The sequence below is a fragment of the Chryseobacterium sp. CCNWLW53 genome (assembly GCF_037083525.1).
Taxonomy (GTDB): domain Bacteria; phylum Bacteroidota; class Bacteroidia; order Flavobacteriales; family Weeksellaceae; genus Chryseobacterium; species Chryseobacterium lathyri.
Window position 1 is genome coordinate 431,407 of record NZ_JBAOJR010000001.1, and the last position, 23,098, is coordinate 454,504.

Sequence of the window (23,098 nt, forward strand, 5' to 3'; positions counted from 1 at the left end):
TTAATTTAGTTTCGGTAAAATCACCGGGCCGGAGCCCGATGATGATTTTTTATTTTATAATTAATTTTTCAGCTTGTTTCAGGCTTCCATTTTGAGATTCAAACTGAATGATATAATTGCCTTCTTTAAGTCTTGAAAGATCATACTGCTGATCTCCTGCATTGATTGTTTTTGTTTCCAGAGGATTCCCGGTAAGGCTATATACCGTTAGTTTTCCTTTATTATATTCGTCGGGAACTGAAACTGTAAATGGCAAAGATTTACTTGCAGGATTCGGGTATAGCTTTATCTTTTTTGCTGTAACTTCTTCAAGACCTGCATTTTGGATTCTTGCTGTTGAAACTTTTTGAGAACCTGCCGGACAAGGCACGTCTGTTCCCCAGTTGGAAGCATCCACTCCCGTTAATGTCAGAGTAATTCCGTTTCCTGAACTGTCCTGAACCGAAGAACCACTCCCTTCATTAAATTTCCAATAGGCTGTAAGAGAAGTTGCCGGAAGGGCCACATTACACATATTCTGGCTGATTTCTGTCTGGCTTAATGCTCTTTTCCAAACTCTAACCTCATCTATTTTACCATTGAAATTCCTTGATGTATTGTATAAATATCCTACATTGAAAGCTCCGTTGGAGGAAACGCTTCCGGTCTGGGATTTAGTCGCATCAAGAACTCCATTGATATAAATTTTCATGGCAGAACCGTCGTAGGTTGCTGCAACATGATACCATGTATTGGCATTCAATGCTGTAGCAGCGGTCAGTTTTTGCTGCACATTATTGATGCTTACCACAAATTGCAGTTTGTTATTGGCAATATTGGCATCGCCTAATCTTAAAAATGCTGAATTGCTGTCGCTTACCTCCGTTCCTAAAAGAGATGAAATATAAGGGGATGCCGATTTAAAAGAGGATGGTTTTATCCAGCCCTCCAGTGATAATGCAGATCCGCTTAGATTGATGGTTCCCGCCGCACCAGATTCCGTGCTTCCATCCAAAGAAAGAGAGGTCGATCCCGAAGGAGCTGTTCCTGTTCCGCTGTTGAATCTCGGGGCAAACATATAGGTACTCTTTACGCTACAGTTAGTTCTGATTCTCCAGTCGTATTCCGTATTGGCTGTTAATCCTGATATGGTTACAGATGTAGCTGTTGTAGCTGTTGCAACATTCGCCCATGTAGTAGAAGTAGCCGGTTTATAATCTACATCATATGTGCTGGTTCCTACGGCTGACCAGTTTAATTTTGCACTTGTTCCTGTAAGATTGCTGGTAAATAATCCTATCGGGGCATCACAATTGGTTCCCTGTGTCCATGACTGTAAGGCAGTGCTTAAGATAGTCTGTTCCCCATATAAGGTCTGTGTTCCGGCTGAAAGCTGTGATGTTTCATTGGTTCCGTGCAAATCGTACCACATAAATACTCCGTATCCGCCGTTCTTCGTCTGGGTAGCCAGGCTGGTTGTAGTGGAATTGGAAGTATTTCCCAGCCATACAGCTGCCGGAGAGATCTGTGCATTGGTAAGAGGCGGAACATTAGGAGCGGAAAAAGTTCCGTACATAGCATTCCAGCTGTAGTTGACATAATCCCCTACTCTAAGTCCGTTCCATGAAAGTCTTGAAGCAGCAGGGCCATAGTAATAAAAAGTGATCATTTTATCCGGCAGTAAAGCTTTTAATTCCTGTACAAGCATCACAAAAGAACTTGCGTTGGGTTGGCCGGTTCCGTTTTGTCCGTAATCAGAATATTCATCGTCAAAGTCAATTCCGTCTAACCCATAAGTATTTACAGTATGGGCAAGCTGCTGGGCAAAATCCCTGGCTGATTCACGGGTTGGAAAATTACAAATACCTGCTCCCTGGTGGTTCCCCAAAATAGTCAGTACCACCTTCATTCCTTTTGCCTGAAGGGGTTTTATGTAAGTATCTGCGTTGGTCAACACTTTTGTAACGTTGTTATTACAGTACAGGTAAGGCCTGCCTCTGCCTGTATCATAATTGATGTTGGCAGCAAAAATATTGACGACATTAAACAAATATTTACCTGATGTCTGCAGTTTGTATGAACCTGCATTCAGGATATTGTTGTTGTTTACCTCCACATAGCATATTCCTGTAGGATTAAGCTGTTGCGCATTCAGCACAGGAATGGCATGAATGATCATTACGATCAACATAGTAATGGCTTTTTTCATAATGTTTTTTTAAGTTGTTTTTGGTATGATCTGAAATTTCTTCCTTGAAATTTAATTTTGCAATATAAATACAGACTAGAAAGCTCCTTCCGTTGACTTTTCCAGCTCACGGGCCGATTTTAAAAATTCTTCCACATCCATTTCTTTGAAAAAGAGCAGTCCATGGGGCGCCCTGAGACGCGGGCTTTCATTGTCGTAGAAATAAGGTTTTCCTAAAACCAGCTGAACATCTTTCAGTTGCTCTACCCAGGTCTGAATGGAAAGGTGACTGAATTTTCCATCGTAACGGTAACTCGGGAACGAAGCATCCACCTGGCTCATGTAGCTGTTGGTAAAGCTTTCATCCATCGTACTCATGGCATTCAGCGATACAGGGAAAATATGCGTGACATCCGCTGCATTAAACTGATACCAAACATTTCTGTACCCCCAGATTTTAATATTTGAAAGATCTTTTTCTTTGCCCCATTCCCTTACAGCTTCGGCTATGGCCTGCAGAACTTTGTAATGGGTGTCGGGACCGCTGCCTTCGGGGTCAAATGCCAGGCTGATTACGGTAGGATCTATCTCCCGCAGCTGTTTGAGGATCGGGATAACATCTCTTTCCCGGTTGGGTTTCTCCGTAAAAATCGCACCGGTATAAAACCCCAGTCTCAGATGATGAACATTTTTGGTTCTCACTCCGAAGTGGGCCCATACCAGCTCTTCTTCATATTCACGGATCATTCCTTTTAAGGTCTGGATCTTTGGCTCAGGATTTTGTCCGTCATAGCTGAAATTCACGGCAGTGATGATTTCACTGATCCTGGTTTCCAGATCCTGTCTGTTTTTGAGATTCCAGAGCTCAACAATATTCCTTACCATTCTGTGGGAAACGGCTCTCGATCTTTCGTAAGCACTTCCGGAGGCAATATTGATCAGGTAATGGTAGACGTCTTTATCTTTTTTATTTTTATATCCTGCTTCAAAAAAATCGGGGTACTGAAGCATTTCTATTTCATCTTTCTTCACAAAATAAAGAGTGTCATTCAGAATTTTTATCAGAAACTTATTGGTAACCGCCGTAAATCCTGAAGTAAGAACCGAATAATGGGATGCATTGGTCTCATTACGCGACTGATAGTGGATATAAGGCAGCAATCCTAAAGAAATATCATCGTGATGTGGTCCGGTATGGTAAAAAACTTCGCTGCTGAGCCTTTCTGTTCCTTTTTTGATTTTCCCGTTAATGGAATCAATGACAGATTGAACGGTATGTTCGCCAAGGCCGGGAATAAGCTGTGTATACTGATCTTCTCTGAGATCGTCCAATGTTAGATGTTCCGCATATTTATTCAGCTTCCGGGTCAGGGACATGATGGCTTTGTCTGTTTTTTCCTGTGACCAGCTGTCGGAACGGTAGTAATCATCAATATAATCATTCAGCATACTTGCCGCTCCCAACGTGATATAGAATCTTCCATTCGGGAGCCCTGCAAGAACAGAGGCCGGATATATATTGGATGGCGGAAGTTCAAGAGCATTTTTTATTACAGGGGCCTTTGCTTCTCCTGCCGCGAAAATAATGGCTACGGCATCTTTGTTATAGGTAATGGTTTCCAGACCAATGGTGATCACCAGCCTTTCCTTTGAAATTTCAATCCCTCCGAGATCTCCTGCTGCAACAGCCTGGGTTTCAAAATTGGTGGATGTAAGCCGTGTGGTAGAGTAAGGATCGGAACCTTTGATATTGAAAGCGATATGGCCATCGGGACCTATTCCGCCCAGAAAAAAACCTATTCCACCTAATCCACGGATCTTCTGCTCATATTCCGAGCACCAGTTATCAATTAAAAAAATAGATTCTTTCTGTAGTTTTTCCTGAGGATTCCGGGCTTCGCGGTATCTCAGCTCGAGGTTTACTTTATGATCCGGGAAAATTTCTTCAAAACCCGTGCCTTCTGCTAAAGGAATTTCATTGGAATTGATGAGCAATGCATTTTCACGTTTCAGTCCAAAACCTTCAATATAATATTTGTTGACGTAATGATAAAAGCTATTCGCCTGTGATGACTGTATAGGATAAAATTCATCAATCTGAACAAAATAAAGTTCTGCCAGTGAGGGTTTATCCTGAAACATCAATCCGTGTTTCTTCCTCAGTTCAAGGATGCTTTCGTTGTCCCAGTTTTCAAGAATATGTTGGGTCCAGAAAATAAAATATTCCGGCGTTTTACCCGTGGGAAGACTGATGACTCCGGCCGGGTTTTCATGAACCCACTCCAGAAAGCGCAGGGCTGTAAGCATCCCTAAATTCGGAAAGTTATCTACAACGATATAGGGAACATTTACCTTATTGTTGCGTGGAACATCATTTAAAAATGACTGTTCTACGGGCGTAAAAGTTTTGTTCTTTTCCATTACGTTTTGTATTTTGTTTTATACGGGAACAACCTTAAGTCAGCAGGTCAGGATTCTCATTAAAGGTTTTCCATAATAGTTCTCCAAACAATGTATTGGCCCAGGCAAACCATTCCCTGGTAAATTTCTTATCGTTATCCTTGTGGAAGGATTCATGCATAAATCCTGTTCCTCCATGAGTTTTCTGCAGGGTTTCTATACACCATTTTATTTCCTTCTTGTCATTGGAAGTAAGCGCTTTCATGATGATACTCATCGGCCAGATCATATCAAGACCGATGTGCGGGCCGCCGATTCCTTCTGCAAGTTTTCCTTTGAAAAAGAACGGGTTATCCTGTGACCAAACATAATTTCTGGTATTTACATAAACCGGATCATCAGCTTTTACAGCCCCCAGATAAGGAAGGCCCAGAAGGCTTGGACAGTTGGCATCATCCATTAAATTATAACTCCCGAATCCATTCGTTTCGAACGCATAAATCTTTCCATATTGAAGGTGATCGTAGATTCCGTACTTCTTGATGGCGGCGTCTACCTCATCAGCCAGGCTATTTAGCTGCTGGGCTAACATTTTTTCATTTTTGATCTGTGAAACCATTTCCGCTGCCTGACGTAAACTCACGACTGCAAATAAATTGGAAGGGATAAGGAAAGCATAGATGGTAGCATCATCACTCGGACGGAACATAGAATTGATCAATCCTACAGGTTTTGTCGGATAGCCGTAACCGCCCATTGGAATTCCGTCTGTTGCCCAGGCTGTTGTACGTTCAAATTTATAGGGTCCCAGATCTGTTTTTCTCTGCTGCTCTGTAAAGGTTTGCAGAGTAAGCTTGATTCCCTGCAGCCAGTTGTTATCAAAGGGTTTTGTATCTCCCGTCGTCTTCCAGAAATGGTAAGCCAAACGAATTGGATAGCATAATGAATCGATCTCCCATTTTCTTTCGTGGGTGCCGGGTTTCATATCCGTATGATCATATTCTTTCCACTTGCTTATTTTATTTTCGTCGTTATAGAAAGCATTGGCATAAGGATCTTTAAGGATGAATTCTGTCTGTTTGTGAATGACCCCGGAGATCAGTTTATGAAGTTTTTCATCCTTTTTTGAGAACTGCAGGTATGGAAAAACCTGTGCAGAACTATCGCGAAGCCACATGGCATCAATATCTCCCGTAATAACGTAAGTATCCGGAGTTCCATTGATTTCTTTATAAAAAACGGTGGTATCTAAAGTATTGGGAAAGCAGTTTTCAAAAAGCCACGACAGCTCTTTATTCTTCACTTTCTTTTTAAAAGCTTCAATTGCACTTTCTACCGCTTCACTCGTAAAATGTCTTTTATCTTTCGGAACGCGGACTACAGGGAAATTTTCTACGCTTAATGTTTTTGCGAAAACATTTTGAGTAAACATCAGTCCCGCTCCTGCCAGTGCACTTGTCTTTATAAACTTTCTCCTTTCCATTATACTTTTATATTTCGTTATTGTTTGATCTATTTTACAGGCTTGCTTCCCATTACAAATTTCAGCTCGCCTCCATTCATAATGTCGCTATGATTGATTTCCCAGCTTTTGAATTCTTTCCCATTCAGGAACATTTTCTGAACGTAGATGTTCTTATCGGAAATTTTATCCGCAATCACCGTGAAGGTTTTTCCATTTTCCAGCTTTAAAGATGCTTTCGGAAACTGTGGCGCTCCGATTGCGTATACTGGTTTTCCTGGAGTTACAGGATAGAATCCTAATGATGAGAAAATATACCATGCAGACATCTGGCCGCAGTCTTCGTTATTGACAATCCCGTCCGGTTTTGCCGCATACATATTATCACGGATGAATTTGACCATTTTCTGGGTTTTGTAAGGAGCTCCCGCATAGTTGTACAGGTAAGGAACATGGTGTCCCGGCTCATCACCGAATCCCAGAGAACCTATGAATCCTGAAATATCTACATGCTGCTCACCTATCATTTTAAGTTCTTCGGTAAAGGTTTTGTCCAGTTTTTCTTCAAATCCTTTTTTACCTCCGTATAAATTCATCATTTCATCAATCTGATGAGGAACGAAGAAATCATACGCCCATATATTTCCGGAAACCCAGTGTGGCTGTAGTTTTTTCCAGTCGTTTAAAGTAAAGTCCGGTAGGAATTCTCCGTTTTTCTGCTTTGGCCAGAAATGGTTGTTTTCTTTGTTGAATGTATTCAGGAAATTCATAGAACGTTTCTTATAAACTTCTGCCTCTTCTTTTTTACCCAATTTCTCGGCAAGCTGCTGAATGCACCAGTCATCATACGCGTATTCCAGCGTTGCAGAGACTGAAGCCCCGTTTTCAGATGGTGTGTACCCTAATTTGATATAATCATTAAGGCCTCCGCCACCATCACTGCTGCTCATTTTATCCGTTAAAGAAGCATCTTTCATTGCTGCAAATGCTTTTTCCTGATCAATACCCGGTACGCCTTTGGAAATGGCATCCCAGATTACGGATACACTGTGATAACCAAGCATGCAAAAATTATCGTAACCACAAAGTTCCCAGATTGGCATGTGATCTTTGCGGTCTGTATACCTGCTGATCAGCGAGTTGGCAAATTCTTTTGTATGTTTCTGATCCATAATGGTCAGCAAAGGATGGGTTGCTCTGAAGCCGTCCCAATAGGAATAGGTACTGTAGTTGGTAAACCATTTAGTATTCATATTTTCCTGTGCAGCAACATAATCTCCATTGGTATCCATATACAGATTAGGAGCGATAAAGGTGTGGTACACTCCAGTATAGAAGATTTTTCTCTGGTCGTCCGTACCGCCGGTCACCTGGAATCTGTTGATTAGATCTCTCCAGGTATTCTGAGCCGTTTCTTTAGCCTGTGCAAAATTCACATTCTTAGCTTCGGCATCAAAGTTTTCCTGGGCACCTTCCGTACTTACAGGAGATAAGGAGACTTTAACCTCTATACTTTCATTTTCCTCAGTTGAAAATCTCACGAAAGCTTTGGCATCTTTAGCAAGCGCTATTTTTTCGTTCTCTTTTATTTTTCCTTCAGAATAGGTTCCATAGGATTTAAAAGGTTTTGAAAATTCCATCACGAAATAAGCAAAACGTTTTCCACCCCAGCCGTTGCTGTAGCAGTATCCTTTGATCTTATTGTTTCCTTCTATGCTTACCAGCGTATGGTAAATATTCCCGAAAATTTTATTGGTAGGATCAATGATGACATTGGATTCTTCACTCTTTGGGAAGGTATATTTATGGAAACCTACTCTCGGAGAAGCGGTCAGCTCGGTTTTAATTCCGTAGCTGTCCAACATCACGGAATAATATCCCGGTGAAGCCGTTTCTTTGTCGTGACTGAATGTTGAACGGTAGCCACTTTCCGGTTTGTCCTCAGAACCTGGAAGCATCTTTATTTTCCCGACGGTCGGCATCACTAAAATATCTCCAAGATCTGCCCAACCTGTTCCGCTGAGATGATTATGACTGAATCCCATAATGGTTTTACTGCTGTAATGGTATCCCGAACACCAGTCCCAGTCGCCGCTTTTAGTATTCTGATCCGGACTGAGCTGGATCATTCCAAAAGGTGTAGTCGCTCCGGGAAATGTATGGCCGTGTCCTCCTGTTCCGATGAACGGATCTACCCATGAAAGAACATCATCCTTCCGTTGCTGGGCATTTCCCACATGAGAAAATAGGATCATTGATAAAAATATAAGCAGTTCTTTTTTCATAATCATAATAGGGAAATCTTAAAAATTTCTCAAGATAGGAGTTTATTTAACAATATAAAAACCGAAACAATGATTTCAACAAGCAGTGACCGGTATATTATTTATATTTTGAATCCGCTTACAGCGAATTCTTTTTCATAAAATCAATAATTTCAGAAATATATCCAAACGCAATGGCCACAACGGTATCCGCTGCTCCATAATATACAGTTACCTTATCTCCTTCTGAAAGGGCAGCACACGGGAAAACTACATTCGGAATATCTCCCGTAAGTTCATACAATTCTGCCGGAGCCAGTAGATAAGGTTTCGTTCTGTATAATACTTTTGACGGATCTTCAAGATCAAGCAGTGATGCTCCCATAGAATAACGGAACCCTCTGCATGTATTGATCACTCCGTGATAAAAAAGCAGCCACCCTTCATCCGTTTTAATCGGAACAGGTCCTGCCCCTATTTTTGTACATTGCCATGCACTGTCTTCAAACGGTGCTACTTTCATCACGCAACGGTGTTCGCCCCAGTATTTCATATCCGGACTATAGCTGATGTAAATATCTCCGAAAGGCGTATGCCCGTTATCACTCGGTCTGCTCAGCATGGCATATTTACCGTTTATTTTCTCAGGGAAAAGAACCCCGTTTCTGTTGAAGGGAAGGAATGCATTTTCACACTGAAAGAATTCTTTAAAATCAAAAGTATAGGCAATTCCTATAGTAGGTCCATGGTATCCGTTACACCACGTGATCCAATATCGGTCTTCTATAAAGGCAACACGGGGATCATATTTATAATCCGATTCTATCATTTCTGTATTTCCGGCTTTCATATCAATCGGGTCATGATTGATCTCCCAATTGATCCCATCTTTACTGAAACCTGCAAAAATATTCATCTGCACTGCTTTGTTATCGCAACGGAAAACTCCTGCGAATCCATCTTCAAAAGGAACCACCGCACTGTTAAAAATGCTGTTGGACGTAGGTATTGCATATCTGTTGATAATCGGATTTGCAGAGTAACGCCACATGATATCCCGGCTCTCTTCCGGACGATCCTGCCAAGGGATCTTTGCTGGTTGAAATGTCATAAAGTATTTTTACTTTTTTATTTAATGTATTTAATAAAATGATTTAGTGTTCTTTTAGTTTTTCAGGATATGAAAACGGAACCAAAAGGGTCACGACAAAAGCAGGTATGGTAGCAATAAGTACCCAGATAAAAAACATTTTGTAACCTACCCAATCACTGATCATCCCGCTGAACATTCCGGGAATCATTACCCCAAGATTCATAATCCCGGTTGCAAAAGCGTAGTGAGCAGTTTTATGTTCGCCCGGTGCGATCTGCTGCATGATGTAAAGCATGAGTCCTACAAAACCGAATCCGTAGCCAAAATATTCGACTACAACTGCAATTCCTACCGGAAGAAGTTCTGCCGGCTGGAAATAGGCCAGTAGTGCATAAACTATAAATGGAATATTAAAGGCTGAGCATAACCAGATTAAAGATTTTTTCAATCCTCTGGCAGCAATAAAGTAGCCCGCCAACACAGATCCCAAAATAAAGGCTGCAGAACCATAGGTCCCATAAATAAGCCCAATATCCGATGTGGATAATCCAAGACCTCCTGAAGTTCTCGGAGCTTTAAAAAACAGGGGAGCGATTTTTATCGCAAATCCTTCTGCAAAACGATACAGGATAATAAACAGTACCGCCCACATGATATTTTTCTTTTTGAAGAAAGAGATGATCACCTCCAAAAGCTCTTTACGGACATTTCCTGCTTTTCTGGTTTCTTTTTCCTGCTTATTTTCTTTCGGTAAAACAGCATAATGGTACAAAGCCAGGGCAAAAAACAAAAGACCATAAATTCCCATGATGATCATCCAGGCATTGGTGACTCCTTTGGTTTTCTCCAAAACTCCCGCGAAATAAACCAGAACTCCGCTGCTTATGATTTTGGCCAGATTGTAAAAAGCGCCCTGCCATCCGATATATTTTGCTTGCTCTTTGTTCGTTAAAAAATTGATATAAGTCCCGTCTGCAGCTATGTCATGTGTGGCTCCGCAGAATGCAACGACCGCAAAAAGAGCAATACTATATTTGAAAAAATCCGGCAGAGGAAGCGTTAATGCAACCAAAGCGAACAGAATTCCTATGGCAAACTGAGTTGCAACAACAAAGAACTTTTTTGTTTTATAGATCTCAAGAAAAGGACTCCATAGAGGTTTTAATGTCCAGGAAAACATAATAAGCGCTGTCCAGAATGTAATCTTGGAATCTGAAACACCCATATCCTTGTACATAATTCCGGAAACCGCATTAATGGTCACAAAGGGTATTCCCATTGCAAAATATAATGTAGAGATCCAGAGGATCGGTTTTACTGAGCGAGTTTCAGACTTATTGTTTCCCATATTCAAATAAAATAGTAAAGAAAAGAAGGCCTCTCAAAAGCATCATTCCGAATTGAAACGAAACTAAAATTGAAGAATCTTTAAAACAAGTGTTTATCCGATATTTCTCCTGCCGAAATGAAAAAATTAAATCTAACTTTTGAGACGGCCTCTTTATCTTTATAATTGATCTGCTTAAAATTATTACTTTTTATCCCACCATAACCTGGTTCCGCCTGTATCGGGGCCTCCCAGTAATTGGACAGCTTGTGCATAGTTCAAAGTACTGTTACGGTATTTTGATGGGATAGGGATTCTTCTGATCATAGCGTCAGTGCTTATCGTTCCCTGACTATCATTCAATACATTTTTGAAGATGATTGGATAACCCGTTCTTCTTTGTTCTGCCCATGCTTCTGCACCATCAGGATAAAGCGCAATCCATTTCTGGGTCATAATTCTTTCTAATTTTCTTTCAAAAGAATCTGTGGCATTCCATTTTATGGTAATGGTACTTAGCTGTGGGTTTCCCGGCAAAATATCGTTAGAATGATTTTTGGGATCTATATAAGGGGCTTCTGTAGAGGTAGAATTATTTACATAAGCATCATAGCCTCCAGCCTTTCCCCACTCTTCTAAAGACACAGAAATTCCTTTGTTATAATTGGTTCCTGCATCACCAGCACCTGCATAGCCTCTTATAGCAGCTTCTGCTTTCAAGAACCATGCTTCAGCAGCAGTAAAAATTTTGTTTTTACCATTGGAGCCAGAAAAGTAATCTCCATTAGCAGAGATCGCAGCTGCCTTTGAGTAGCTTCCGTAACCCGGACTCAAATCCACACCTTGCCTTACTCCCACATATTGGTTTAATACACCAGCATCGGTTGCAGGCTGTGCATATAAGGAAATTCTCGGATCATTATAACCATTCATGTATGCCATCAGAGGGGCTCCGATTTTACAATCACCCCAAGAATAAATAATATCAAACAATGGAGAAGCCTTTCCATAAGAAACCAAAGCATTTTCTGAAGTATCATCAATTAATCCAGCAGATGACGCAAGTGCTTCTTCTGCATATTGTTTTGCTTTTGCAGGATCTGCATAGCTGATCCTGATAGCATATCTCAGTTTCAGAGAGTTGGCCAGCTTTGCCCAATTAGCAGTATTTCCCCCAAAAACCAGGTCTGATTTAGAAATTACCGCTTTATCTTCTACTCCAATTGGTTTTTGTAATGCAACAATCGCTGCATTAAGATCGGTAACGAAATGATTATAGGCATCTTGTTGAGAGTCAAAATCTGTAATACCATTAGCACCAGGTGTTTCAAATTTGCTGTAAATTACCGGCCCGTGAGCATCTGAAACTTTTTGTGCTGCCAAAATTCTTGAAATATTAAGAACTGCTAAAGATTGAGAAAAATCTATTCCCGGATAATATTTCGGAGCGTTTAACTTGAAATTTTTGTATTGCTGATTAACATCTTCCAATTGATTGAGCATAATTCTTTCGTTCCAGCCATCCATCATAAAATATGTGGTATTGTTTATTCCTCCATTATAACGGGTTGCTGTACTGAAAAAACCGCTGTACATATCTGCATTTAAATTAGTTTGCAATTGATAAATCCAGTTTTGAGGATTTTGCAAATTGCTTTGTATCTGTCTTAAAGGATTGGTAAGCAACGCGAAATCTGCCAAAAGCTGCTCGTCATAAACCCCATTGTATTCAGAATCTATTTCTTCAAAATTGCCGGTACAGTTTAATAAGGGTAAAAGTCCTATTGTACCTAACATTAATATTTTAAAATATTTATTTTTCATTATTATTGTATTAAAAGTTTGCTTTTACTGAGAAACCTATCGAACGGGTAACCGGCATACCAAGAATATCTACCCCAACTCCACCCGGATTTACACCGGATACCTGTTCCGGATCGAATGGCGCTTTGTTGTATAGGAAGAATAAATTGGTTCCAATTAAGCTTAGCGTTGCATCTTTGAAATATTTACCGTTTATACTGAATTGATAAGAAATAGAAGCCTGTCTTAATCTTACATTTGTTGCATTATACATATACGCTTCATTAATGCCTCCTGAACCTCCGACTACATCATAATATGCTCTTGCATCCGTTTTTCCTGTATACGCCGTTCCATTTGCATAGGCTGCATTGGCAATAGAAACACCTCCATTGTCTCGGGCATCTGCAGAAACTTGGCTTACTCCTTTTTTGTCATTCAAAGCCTGTGTAATCCCCAGTACTTTACCCCCGAATTTACCATCAATCAGGAAATTAATATTTACTTTCCCGATATTAAATGTGTTATTAAAACCTAACATAAATTTAGGATTTGGATTTCCTAAATACGTTTGTCTGTCTGCAGCCAATTGCGGAACTCCTTCTGCAGTAACTACAATCCTTCCTTGCGCATCTCTCAAGAAAGCAGTTCCGTAAATATCTCCGAAAGAACCACCTACTTTAATTCCGTTGTAGCCACCACCAGTCAAGAAAAACGGTTTTACATCACCACTTCCTGTATAGAAACCGATTGGGAATACTTCTTTTATTTTATTTTTATTTGCAGAAGCATTTACAGCAACCGTCCAACCAAATTTCTTAGAATCCAATACTTTGTAAGACAAACTGGATTCGAAACCAGTATTCTGAATTTTTCCTGCACTGATGTCAATTCCTGCCAGATTGGTACCATATATACTGCCTCCTGTACTTACATTTTTTAGATATTGATTGGATACATTTGAATTATAGTACGTAAAATCGAAACTCAATCTATTATTAAACAACCTGAATTCTGTTCCCGCTTCAAACGTTTTATTCATTTCCGGTTGTGGAAACAGATAGGCAAATTGTGGAAAGTTTACAATATCAACAGGTGCTGAGCTATAAGATCCTGTAATTACACCACCATTAAAAATAGGTTGTGGGTTGGTAGATGTAGGATCTAAAGCATTCCCCACAGTTGCGTATGATGCTCTTACTTTCCAAAAGTTAATAGCTTCAGGAAGCTTGAAAACATCGCTTAAAATAGAGTTAAGACCTGCGGAATAATAATCAAAATTATTTTTAGGGGCTTTTGATAATGTAGAAGACCAATCGACTCTATACGTAAGATCTAAATACAATAATCTTTTGTATCCAAAATTGGCACTCGCAAAAACCGACTGATCTTGTCGATGTGGGGTGTCAATTTTGTAGCCATTCCCCTCACCATTCCAAGCAAGGTTATTTAAAGTAAAAAGATTGGCAGTAAATAATCTGTTGTTTTCTATATTGGTAATTGTATATTTAAGATCAGAAATACTTGTTCCAACCGTAAAATCAAAACTTAAATTATCACTGATTTTTGGGCTACCCGCTAAGATAAAGTCACTATACGTTGTGGTTTTCTCAATGGTGTTTTTTGATAATTTTCCATTGATACCACTCACAGTATTATTAGAAAACGCATAAATATTTCGTTGTGTGTCAGAATTATAATAATTATAATTTCCTCTTAATTTTGCAGTTAACCAGCTGTTTAAGGCATAACTTAAACTTGCAGATCCGTAGAAGTTTTTATTTTTGGTCGTAACAGGATTTTTGTTGAGAATCCAATAAGGATTTTGGGTTTCACTATCCTCAAAACCACCATCCGGCCTGATTGCCCACCAGTTTTGTGCAGGTAAAAAACGGGTATTGTTAAAATAGGTATAGTTATCTCCACTGAATTGATCAAAATCGATTCCTCTTGGCAACCAATATAAATTACTAATTGGCGAGAAGTAAGAACCCGGTGTTAATCTATTTTTAGAATCCTGCAAAGAAGCCATTACGTTGGCATCCAATGTCAGTTTATCGTTAAGAAATTTACTGGAATTTCTATAGTTAATATTATATTGATCAAATGTAGAAGTTGGGATTACACCGGTATTATTAGTACTACCCAATGAGAAAAAATTAGTTGTTTTTTCATTCCCTGCTTGGAAGCTCAAACTATTGATTCTTGTAATTCCCGTATCGAAAAAATTTTTCACATAATCTTTAGAAGCTCCTTTTGCCCCCCAGCTATCATAAGTACCTGTAGCTCCGGTAGCCGCATTATAAGGGGTTGACTGTAAATAACTGTTTTGTAATTTTGGTAAATTGTAAACATCATCGAAAGTAATGCTGGATGAAAACGAAATACTGCTCCTTCCTGCAACTCCTTTTTTCGTCACAATCAAAACTGCACCATTACTTCCTTGCGATCCATACAAGGCCGCCGCAGAAGCACCCTTCAAGAAGTTGATGCTTTCTATATCTTCAGGATTTATTGTGCTTAAAACATCTCCAGTGTCTGGCATTCCTGAAAAATAATCTACGTTTGGACCTCCTGTTCCTGTAATACCTGTATTATTGACGATAGGAACTCCATCAATAACATACAAAGGTTGGCTATTTCTTGTGGATTTGTCACCTCTCATGGTGATTCTTACGGAACCTCCGACACCACCATTGGTTTTATTAATCTGTACATTGGAAACTTTCCCGTTAATAGAGTTTAAAAGATTGGGCGTTTTTACTTCTGTAAGTTCATCTCCTCCTATTTGCTGGCTAGAGTAAGTAAGGGAGCGAGCCTGCCTTTTAATCCCCAAAGAGGTCACCACCACTTCTTCAATTTTGGTTGTTTTAGCAGTATCTGCCTGTTTTGTTTCCTGTGCGTAGGCAGATAAAGAAATAGCTAATAAAACCGGTATAACAGTTTTTCTCATAAGGTTAGTTTTATTAAGATTTATTTGAGAATCAACTACATTGCCTTAAATATTGTTTAGATTTTAAAACAGGATTTATCTTCGTTTTTCTGCAACATTATATCCTATTCACATCAAATAATTAAAGTTTTGTTAAGATTTAATTCACATTAACAAATCTAAATTTTGTTCACAGTCAGATATAATGCTATTTTATCATAAAACGATATTATTTTTTCATACGTTTTTGTTAAACCGAAATTACACCCTGATTTACAGTATGGTAAGTAGATATCAGACTTATTATTTATAATTAATATGTAGTGCTTTTTCAGCATATTTTGATTAAAATACATTTGATTACATCAAAAAAATCCGGATACAACTATCCGGATCTTATGATTAAAATGTATTTATTTAATAAAAAGGATTACTCGATTTTTTTCACTCCTTTAAAAAGCTCTTTAAACTCTGTAGGGGTTGTTTTTTTAATAGACTTGAAAACTTTATTGAAATTGGCGATATTATTAAAACCGGCTTCAAATGCAGTCTCAAAAACCGTCAGATTTTTCTCCATGAGCCATCTTGCCGCATAGCTGATCCTGATTTCATTCAGATAATTCACAAAGGTTTTGCCTGTTCTTTTCTTGATAAACCTGTTGAAAGTTACGCTGCTCATATTGATAAGGGATGCAGCGTCGTGAAGTGTTATTTTGCTTTCAAAATTTTTATGCACAAAATCATGAACTATCTTCATTTTATCATTATCGGCAAAGGTTTCAAGCTCTATACTGTAAGAGGATAACAATGTCTTGTCTTCGGCAATGGCCAGTTCATTAAGAATTTTCATGATCTCAATAAAAGATTCAAAACTGTTCATTTTGGATAAGTTGAAAAAAGAGTCTTTAAGCTTTTCTGCCGTTTCCTGAGAAAATAAAATGCCCCGGATGGAGTCCTTCATCAGGTTGCTGATAGGTTTCAGGATATTTTTATCCATCATGGACTGATTAAAAAAATCCTGATTGAACTGCACTGTGATTTCATGGGTTTTCCTGTTTTTGCATTTATGATTGGCCCAGCAGTGCGGAAGGTTTGGACCCACCAACACCAGTTCGATATCGCCAATCTCCCCTGTGTGATCACCGATCATACGGCGGTATCCCTTTCCTTTGCTGATAAAATTGATCTCGATCTCCGGATGATAATGATACGGAAAATCAAAAGAAGCCTTTATCCGGTCAAACACAAGAAAGCTGTCCTCGGGAGATAATGGAGTTATTTCTCTCAAAATATTTTCTAGCTTGCTCATCTAATCTTTGAAAAAATTAAAGTTATTATTCAATACAGAACTTTTTACAAATTTGATAAAAAACCAATCAATTAATATATAATTTTTATTTTTTCTTTATTTTTAATAAAAACAGCAAATTAGAATTTAAATTAATGTCTATTATAAATAACAATAATGCTTTTAAATAATAGATGCATTCTATTGATAATTTCAAAACGCCTTTTTGTATCTTTAGCTAAATTATATGAGGCGACGGTTATTTTTAGAAGCCACTATAAAATCCAAAGCCATCAGTAGAACTCAATTCAGATATGACATTTAAAATACTTTTTAATTTCGGACTATGAATGTAGTATAGATTTTATCATGATAAAGTTTCAAAAATTACTTATCGGGAAAAAAGTACAATATTTAAGGCTTTTTATCCATTGATTCCGGTTTACAACCGCTCTATCTTTGTATCATCAAAACAACATATTAAAACAACAACAAAACAAACATTATGAGACGTAACGCAACAGCCGTTTGGAACGGTAACATCAAAGAAGGTAAAGGACACTTAACTACTCAAAGCACAACTTTAAACGAAACACAGTATTCTTTCAACAGCCGTTTCGCAGACGGAGTAGGGACAAATCCCGAAGAATTATTGGCGGCAGCACATGCAGGATGTTTTACGATGAAACTGAGTGCCGAGCTTTCCCAGGCTGGTTTTACTCCTGAAGAATTAAAAACAACCTCTGTGATCACCCTAGATCCAAGCATTGGAAAAATCACAAAATCTGAACTGACTCTTACCGCAAAAGTTCCGGGACTTTCTGAAGAGGAATTCCAAAAATATGCTAAAATTGCAGAAGAAGGTTGTCCTGTAAGTGCAGCTTTCAATTTCGAAATTACTTTGAGTGCTACTTTAGCTCAATAACAGCAAAATTCTTCTTGAACCATTAAGATTTTTTTAAGTGATTAAGGAAGGTTAAGAATATCAAACAATATTTTTAAGTAAACTGCTTCTATCCGCTGGCAGATTCTTGATTAATCTTACTGCTTAAAAGATCTTAATGGTTTATTTTTTTGGTGAAAACATTTTATCTGAAATTCTCAAATTAAGCAGAAAAGTTTTTCCCACAGATCACAAAGATTACACAGATTTTTTTATTAGACTTCAATAGATTATGAAAATCAAAGATTTTCAAAAAACTTAAGTGATCTTCTTTAGCACAATGATTTTAAACTTTAGATCAACTTAAGTGTCTTAAAACTTTTGTTCCTTTTGTAGCAGAACCTTTTCAGTAGCATATTTGTTAAATGAAAGCACACAATTTTAAAACAAAATATACCAATCGGTATATTTTATGTATATTTGCAGTATATTAAATACTTAAAATGTCAAAAGCAGAAAAGACCAAACAGTTTATTATTGAGAAAACAGCTTCTTTGTTCAATACCAAGGGTTATCTGTCTACATCTTTATCTGACATTACGGAAGCTACGGGCCTTACCAAAGGCAGCATCTACGGAAATTTTGACAATAAGGATCAGGTTGCGCTTGAAGTTTACAAATACAACTCCAGTCTTCTGTCTAAAAGTATGGCCAGATCTTTAGGAGAGGAATTTCCAACTATGATTGATAAGTTAAATGCTTTTGTTAGTTTTTACCGTAAAAACTGGAAAGCAGTCTTTGAAAATGGGGGCTGCCCTCTGATGAATGCAGCTACCGAAGCTGATGATACCTTCCCCAGCCTGAAGAAACAGGTGACCCAATCGTTTGAAGGCTGGATCAAAAAAATAACAGCCGTCATTATTGAGGGGCAGAAAGCAGGAGAAATACAGCCGGATATCGATGCTGACGCATACGGGTCACTATTTATTATGCTCATTGAGGGCGGAATTCTTCTTTCTAAAACAACAGAAGATGAAAAATACTTAAACCTGGCTTTAGACAGAATATTATTCATGATCGATAAAGAGGTAAAAATACTTCCATCATAAAACTTTTCAATATGGAAACAAAAAAAGTGGCCATTGTAGGATACAGCAGAATTCCTTTTGCCAGAATTAATACAGCCTATGCAGACCTGGATAACCAGGAGCTTCTGGAAGCGTCTCTCAACGGACTGATTAACAAATATCATTTACAGGGAAAACTCTTAGGCGAAGTAGCTGGAGGTGCCGTTATCAAACATATTTCAGAAAGCAACCTCATCAGAGAAACAGTGATGAATACTGCGCTTGATCCTGCTACTCCAGCATGTGATCTTCAGCAAGCCTGTGATACCGGAATTGAGGCAGCCGTATACATTGGAAATAAAATTGCGTTGGGACAGATAGAAAGTGGAATTGCCTGTGGCGTTGAAGCAATGAGTAATATTCCGTTTGAATCCGCACCGAGATTAAGGAAAGCTTTATTAAAAGCCAATAAAGAAAAATCAGTATTTAAAAAACTTAAACAACTGTTAAGCCCAAAGTTGAAAGACTGGATGCCCATTCCTTACAGAGGACAGGAACCGAAAACCGGTCTGGTGATGGGTGGGCATACCGAAATTACAGCAAAATATTACCAGATTTCCCGTGAGGAGCAGGATGAATTGGCATTCAAAAGTCACAGAAACATGGCCAAAGCTTATGATGAAGGATTTTTTGATGATATGATCATTCCCGCTTTCGGCTTAGATAAAGACAATAATCTTCGCAGAGACACCAGCCTTGAAAAACTTTCACAGCTGAAGCCTGCTTTTGATAAAGAGAACGGAACTCTGACTGCCGGAAATTCAACTCCTTTTACAGACGGCGCTTCTGCCGTACTTCTGGCCAGTGAAGAATGGGCCAATGCCAATGGTCTTCCTGTTTTAGCCTATGTTACTTTCTCAGAAGTGGCAGGAATTGAATATGTAGAAAACAAACAAAATCTACTTCTTGCCCCTGTTTTTGCAGCAGACAGAATGCTTAAAAAGGCAGGAATGAGTCTGGAAGATTTTGATTATTATGAAATTCATGAAGCTTTTGCCGCACAGGTCCTTGCCACCATCAAGATATGGGAAAATGATGATCTTGCTAAAAAATTCGGACTGGAAAAAGCACTGGGGAAAATTGACAGGGATAAACTGAATGTAAAAGGCGGAAGCCTCGCAGTAGCACACCCTTTTGCAGCTACGGGTGGAAGAATAATCGGCACCTTAGCAAAACTCCTTCACGAAAAGGGCAGTGGGAAAGGCTTCATCTCTATTTGCGCTGCGCGCGGACAGGGTGTAACTATGATTTTAGAAAAGTAAAAAGAAAAATATGGACAGATTAACACAACTGCAGCAATTCATTGGAAAGGAATTTGACCAGTCGCCATCTCCGTTTATGAAATGGCTCAACCCTATTGTAGTTTCTGCAGAAGAAGGACATCTTGAATTCCAATATACCGTGAGACCGGAATGGCTTAACCCGATCGGAAACCTTCATGGCGGTGTCACTGCAGCCATCGTTGACGACATTATTGGAGCCACAATGTTCTCCCTGAACGAAAATTCTTTCATAACGACCATCAATAATGTGATCGATTATTTTTCAACTGCAAAAGAAAATGATAATATTGTAGCCGAAACGAAAATTATAAAAAGAGGCAGGCAGTTTGTCAATGCACAATGCGAAATATGGAACGCAGACAAAACAAGACTGATTGCCAGGGGAACCTCTAATCTATTCAAAATTAATAACTAAGTATGAAAAGAGTTGTCATTACAGGACTGGGCGCGGTAACGCCTTTGGGGAACAATGTCGAAGATTTTTGGCAAAATAGCATTAACGGTGTAAGTGGAGCAGGTATAATTACCCATTTTGATTCAGAGAAATTTAAAGTGCACTTCGCCTGTGAAGTGAAAAACTTTGATCCGAAAGTATACCTGACCCATAATGAAATAAAAAGAAGTGACCTATTTTCACAATATGCAATGTATGCTTCTACAGAAGCAATTCAGGATTCGGGGCTCGAATTCGAGAAAATGGACCCATTCGATACGGGCGTGATCTGGGGAACCGGACAAGGCGGCATGATCACATTTGAAACTGAGGTTATGAATTTTGCAGACGGAGACGGAACGCCAAAATTCAATCCTTTCTTTGTTCCTAAATTTATTGCCAATATGGCTTCAGGAATGATCTCTATGAAATTCGGACTGCAGGGAATCAATTATACAACCATTTCAGCCTGTGCAACAGGAAACACCGCATTGATGGATGCGTTCAACTATATCCGTCTTGGAAAAGCTAAAGTGATTGTGAGCGGCGGTTCTGAAGCAGCTATTACGCCTGCTTCTGTGGGTGGTTTCTCAGTTATGAAAGCAATGTCCACCAGAAATGATGATTTCGCCACAGCAAGCCGTCCTTATGATGCAGACAGAGACGGTTTTGTCATGGGTGAAGGTGCCGGCGCTTTGATCCTTGAAGAGTATGAGCATGCCAAAGCAAGAGGAGCCAAAATTTATGCTGAACTGGCTGGTGCTGCTATGACCGCAGATGCGTATCATATGACTGCACCTCATCCGGAGGGAGTCAGTGCCATTAAAGCCATGCAGCTGGCTATGAAAGAAGCTGGTGCCAATATTGAAGATCTTGATTATCTGAACCCTCATGCTACTTCCACTCCGCTTGGAGATCTGGTAGAGCTGAAAGCGATCAGTACATTATTCGGAGGAAATAAAAATCTTGATATCAGTGCTACAAAATCCATGACAGGGCATTTACTAGGTGCTGCCGGCGCCGCAGAAGCCATCCTTTCTATCAAGGCTGTGGAAAAAGGAATTATCCCTCCTACTATCAATCTTCATCATATTGATGAAAGCATTCCGAAAGATGTAAATATCGTTTTTGGGGAAGCTAAAGAAAAGGATATTAATTTCGCGTTAAGCAATGCCTTTGGATTTGGAGGACATAATGCGAGTTTGGTTTTTAAAAAATTCAACGGTTAATTGAATAGTTTTTAATTTGCAGGTTTAACAGAATCTGCTTAATTATCCCTGACAAGGATAAAACCAAAAGCAGTAACCCAAATTCAGGTTAAATAACAACAAAAGCAGTCAAAATTGACTGCTTTTTGCCTTTCATTCTTTTTTTAAGAAATTTATTACTTTCTTAAATGACAGATCTTTTACTCAGAATCTTGTATAAAAAAATCATCCGCATTGTCTGCAATTGGAATATATAACCTTTCCCATTGTTCACCTTCTTCTATTTCCCAACTGTGCCCCTCACCTTCTACATCTTCTGCTAAAAGGATAATTCCCGGTTCGATATGGAATGTGGAACCATTACTTACCTTAAACCGGATCTTGCCTTTCAGCGTTACCACATATTGCTTTCGCGGGGCAGTGTGCACCTCTTTTTCCCACTCTTCAGTGGTCGTACTTATCCAAAAAGCGTTTGTGTTCATCTGCTTCAAAGTAGGAATTCTTCCTATTTCGAAATTACTGGTCCCATCAGGACTATTCACGAGCCTTACGGCAGGAACAGAATCACTTGTGCTTTTCAAATTATACTATTTTTATACAATAATTACTCTGAATTAAGACCTCAGCCATTCCGAAGAAGAAAGGTATTTCTGATCGGGATAATAAATAAAAAGGCAATTTCGCCCTTTTATGGTATTAATGATTGGCTGCGTTAATGCTTTCGGAACGGCCGGACATCCCCAGCTTCTTCCGATTCTTTTATGCATGGATGCAAACTCTTCGCTTACATAATCTGCTCCGTGCATCACGATAGCTCTTCTGTAGGCGGCATCATTAAAACCTTTATCCATCCCCAACAATTTCAAAGAATATCCGTTGTCTCCCTGGTAAGTAGCATCTGTGATATAAAATCCTAAGCTGCTCTGCAGCGAACTTTCCGTATTAGAAAAATTCGACGCAAATTCTTCGCCTGTATTTTTTCCGTGTGCTACCAGTGAATTGAACAGTACCTTTTTCTCATTGGTATCAATTACCCAAAGTCTTTTTGTATTCGAAGACATAGAAAAATCGCAGATAGTCAATAAATGCGAGTCTTGGTTCAGCAATCCTGCTTTTTTTAAATTTTCAAAACCTGTCAATGCTTTTGCGAAAACTTCGTAATTCAGTTCATGTTCAGGGTCAAATGGAATTGATTTGTACAATTCTTCTGACGAAGATGCTGTACCAGCGGTCTTCTCAGATTTCGTTTCTGCTACTTTTACAATTTTTGCTGTATTGACATTCTCATTCTTTACTGCCTTTCTCGGCGAAAGATAGAATGAAGTCGTGACCATATACACCAGGCCTAATACACTATAAATTCCTTTCATTCAATAATATTAAATTCCAAATTAGTGAGGCAAAATTATAAAAACATAATTACCAGAC

Annotated in this window: 16 protein-coding genes; 5 read left to right on the top strand and 11 right to left on the bottom strand. The window is 39.0% G+C overall.

The annotated features are described in order from the left end of the window. Positions 1-49: 49 nt before the first annotated feature. The 9 genes from V6R96_RS01990 to V6R96_RS02030 form a co-directional block, all read right to left on the bottom strand. On the bottom strand, positions 50-2,188 hold the full coding sequence (locus V6R96_RS01990; protein WP_336377833.1) for an endo-beta-N-acetylglucosaminidase H: 2,139 nt from the start codon (positions 2,186-2,188) through the stop codon (positions 50-52). Positions 2,189-2,263: 75 nt separating this feature from the next. Then, positions 2,264-4,588 (bottom strand): glucosamine-6-phosphate isomerase, encoded by a 2,325-nt coding sequence (locus tag V6R96_RS01995; RefSeq protein WP_336377834.1) that lies wholly within the window; start codon positions 4,586-4,588, stop codon positions 2,264-2,266. 34 nt (positions 4,589-4,622) lie between these two features. After that, the gene (locus V6R96_RS02000) at positions 4,623-6,050 is read right to left on the bottom strand and encodes a glycoside hydrolase family 125 protein (RefSeq protein WP_336377835.1); all 1,428 of its coding nucleotides are present in this window, start codon (positions 6,048-6,050) and stop codon (positions 4,623-4,625) included. Between the two features lie 29 nt (positions 6,051-6,079). Continuing rightward, positions 6,080-8,314, bottom strand: a complete 2,235-nt coding sequence (locus V6R96_RS02005; RefSeq protein ID WP_336377836.1) for a GH92 family glycosyl hydrolase — start codon at positions 8,312-8,314, stop codon at positions 6,080-6,082. A 118-nt stretch (positions 8,315-8,432) separates the two neighbouring features. Further along, positions 8,433-9,404 carry a glycoside hydrolase family 130 protein gene (locus V6R96_RS02010; protein ID WP_111958778.1) on the bottom strand — a complete coding sequence of 324 codons (972 nt, stop codon included), beginning with the start codon at positions 9,402-9,404 and terminating at the stop codon, positions 8,433-8,435. A gap of 43 nt (positions 9,405-9,447) precedes the next feature. Next, positions 9,448-10,734 carry an MFS transporter gene (locus V6R96_RS02015; RefSeq protein ID WP_111958776.1) on the bottom strand — a complete coding sequence of 429 codons (1,287 nt, stop codon included), beginning with the start codon at positions 10,732-10,734 and terminating at the stop codon, positions 9,448-9,450. 183 nt (positions 10,735-10,917) lie between these two features. Then, complete coding sequence (locus tag V6R96_RS02020; protein ID WP_336377837.1) at positions 10,918-12,537, bottom strand: SusD/RagB family nutrient-binding outer membrane lipoprotein; 1,620 nt, start codon at positions 12,535-12,537, stop codon at positions 10,918-10,920. A 10-nt stretch (positions 12,538-12,547) separates the two neighbouring features. Next, the gene (locus tag V6R96_RS02025) at positions 12,548-15,469 is read right to left on the bottom strand and encodes a SusC/RagA family TonB-linked outer membrane protein (protein ID WP_174772327.1); all 2,922 of its coding nucleotides are present in this window, start codon (positions 15,467-15,469) and stop codon (positions 12,548-12,550) included. A 409-nt stretch (positions 15,470-15,878) separates the two neighbouring features. After that, positions 15,879-16,757: an AraC family transcriptional regulator gene (locus tag V6R96_RS02030; protein ID WP_111958772.1), complete on the bottom strand. Its 879-nt coding sequence runs from the start codon at positions 16,755-16,757 to the stop codon at positions 15,879-15,881. Between the two features lie 484 nt (positions 16,758-17,241). Here V6R96_RS02030 and V6R96_RS02035 point away from each other — a divergent pair, with 484 nt between their 5' ends. The 5 genes from V6R96_RS02035 (at position 17,242) to fabF (ending at position 21,691) form a co-directional block, all read left to right on the top strand. Continuing rightward, complete coding sequence (locus V6R96_RS02035; RefSeq protein WP_336377838.1) at positions 17,242-17,661, top strand: OsmC family protein; 420 nt, start codon at positions 17,242-17,244, stop codon at positions 17,659-17,661. 461 nt (positions 17,662-18,122) lie between these two features. Next, a complete protein-coding gene (locus V6R96_RS02040; protein WP_336377839.1) occupies positions 18,123-18,728 on the top strand; it encodes a TetR/AcrR family transcriptional regulator in 606 nt (201 codons plus the stop codon). A gap of 11 nt (positions 18,729-18,739) precedes the next feature. Continuing rightward, entirely contained in the window at positions 18,740-20,008 is a 1,269-nt protein-coding gene (locus V6R96_RS02045) for an acetyl-CoA C-acetyltransferase (protein ID WP_336377840.1), read from the top strand. A 10-nt stretch (positions 20,009-20,018) separates the two neighbouring features. Next, on the top strand, positions 20,019-20,444 hold the full coding sequence (locus V6R96_RS02050; protein ID WP_223558078.1) for a PaaI family thioesterase: 426 nt from the start codon (positions 20,019-20,021) through the stop codon (positions 20,442-20,444). Positions 20,445-20,446: 2 nt separating this feature from the next. Then, positions 20,447-21,691, top strand: a complete 1,245-nt coding sequence (fabF, locus tag V6R96_RS02055; protein WP_111958762.1) for a beta-ketoacyl-ACP synthase II — start codon at positions 20,447-20,449, stop codon at positions 21,689-21,691. Positions 21,692-21,870: 179 nt separating this feature from the next. Here the strand turns inward: fabF and V6R96_RS02060 are convergent, their stop codons facing one another. Continuing rightward, positions 21,871-22,251, bottom strand: coding sequence for a hypothetical protein (locus tag V6R96_RS02060; RefSeq protein WP_336377841.1), 381 nt, complete (start codon positions 22,249-22,251; stop codon positions 21,871-21,873). A gap of 33 nt (positions 22,252-22,284) precedes the next feature. Beyond that, complete coding sequence (locus V6R96_RS02065; protein ID WP_336377842.1) at positions 22,285-23,040, bottom strand: murein L,D-transpeptidase catalytic domain family protein; 756 nt, start codon at positions 23,038-23,040, stop codon at positions 22,285-22,287. Between the last annotated feature and the right edge of the window lie 58 nt (positions 23,041-23,098).

Bases quoted from the DNA above. Each gene is read 5' to 3' on its own strand.
- V6R96_RS01990 (WP_336377833.1), bottom strand. From the start codon at position 2,188: ATGAAAAAAGCCATTACTATGTTGATCGTAATGATCATTCATGCCATT.
- V6R96_RS01995 (WP_336377834.1), bottom strand. From the start codon at position 4,588: ATGGAAAAGAACAAAACTTTTACGCCCGTAGAACAGTCATTTTTAAAT.
- V6R96_RS02000 (WP_336377835.1), bottom strand. From the start codon at position 6,050: ATGGAAAGGAGAAAGTTTATAAAGACAAGTGCACTGGCAGGAGCGGGA.
- V6R96_RS02005 (WP_336377836.1), bottom strand. From the start codon at position 8,314: ATGAAAAAAGAACTGCTTATATTTTTATCAATGATCCTATTTTCTCAT.
- V6R96_RS02010 (WP_111958778.1), bottom strand. From the start codon at position 9,404: ATGACATTTCAACCAGCAAAGATCCCTTGGCAGGATCGTCCGGAAGAG.
- V6R96_RS02015 (WP_111958776.1), bottom strand. From the start codon at position 10,734: ATGGGAAACAATAAGTCTGAAACTCGCTCAGTAAAACCGATCCTCTGG.
- V6R96_RS02020 (WP_336377837.1), bottom strand. From the start codon at position 12,537: ATGAAAAATAAATATTTTAAAATATTAATGTTAGGTACAATAGGACTT.
- V6R96_RS02025 (WP_174772327.1), bottom strand. From the start codon at position 15,469: ATGAGAAAAACTGTTATACCGGTTTTATTAGCTATTTCTTTATCTGCC.
- V6R96_RS02030 (WP_111958772.1), bottom strand. From the start codon at position 16,757: ATGAGCAAGCTAGAAAATATTTTGAGAGAAATAACTCCATTATCTCCC.
- V6R96_RS02035 (WP_336377838.1), top strand. From the start codon at position 17,242: ATGAGACGTAACGCAACAGCCGTTTGGAACGGTAACATCAAAGAAGGT.
- V6R96_RS02040 (WP_336377839.1), top strand. From the start codon at position 18,123: ATGTCAAAAGCAGAAAAGACCAAACAGTTTATTATTGAGAAAACAGCT.
- V6R96_RS02045 (WP_336377840.1), top strand. From the start codon at position 18,740: ATGGAAACAAAAAAAGTGGCCATTGTAGGATACAGCAGAATTCCTTTT.
- V6R96_RS02050 (WP_223558078.1), top strand. From the start codon at position 20,019: ATGGACAGATTAACACAACTGCAGCAATTCATTGGAAAGGAATTTGAC.
- fabF (WP_111958762.1), top strand. From the start codon at position 20,447: ATGAAAAGAGTTGTCATTACAGGACTGGGCGCGGTAACGCCTTTGGGG.
- V6R96_RS02065 (WP_336377842.1), bottom strand. From the start codon at position 23,040: ATGAAAGGAATTTATAGTGTATTAGGCCTGGTGTATATGGTCACGACT.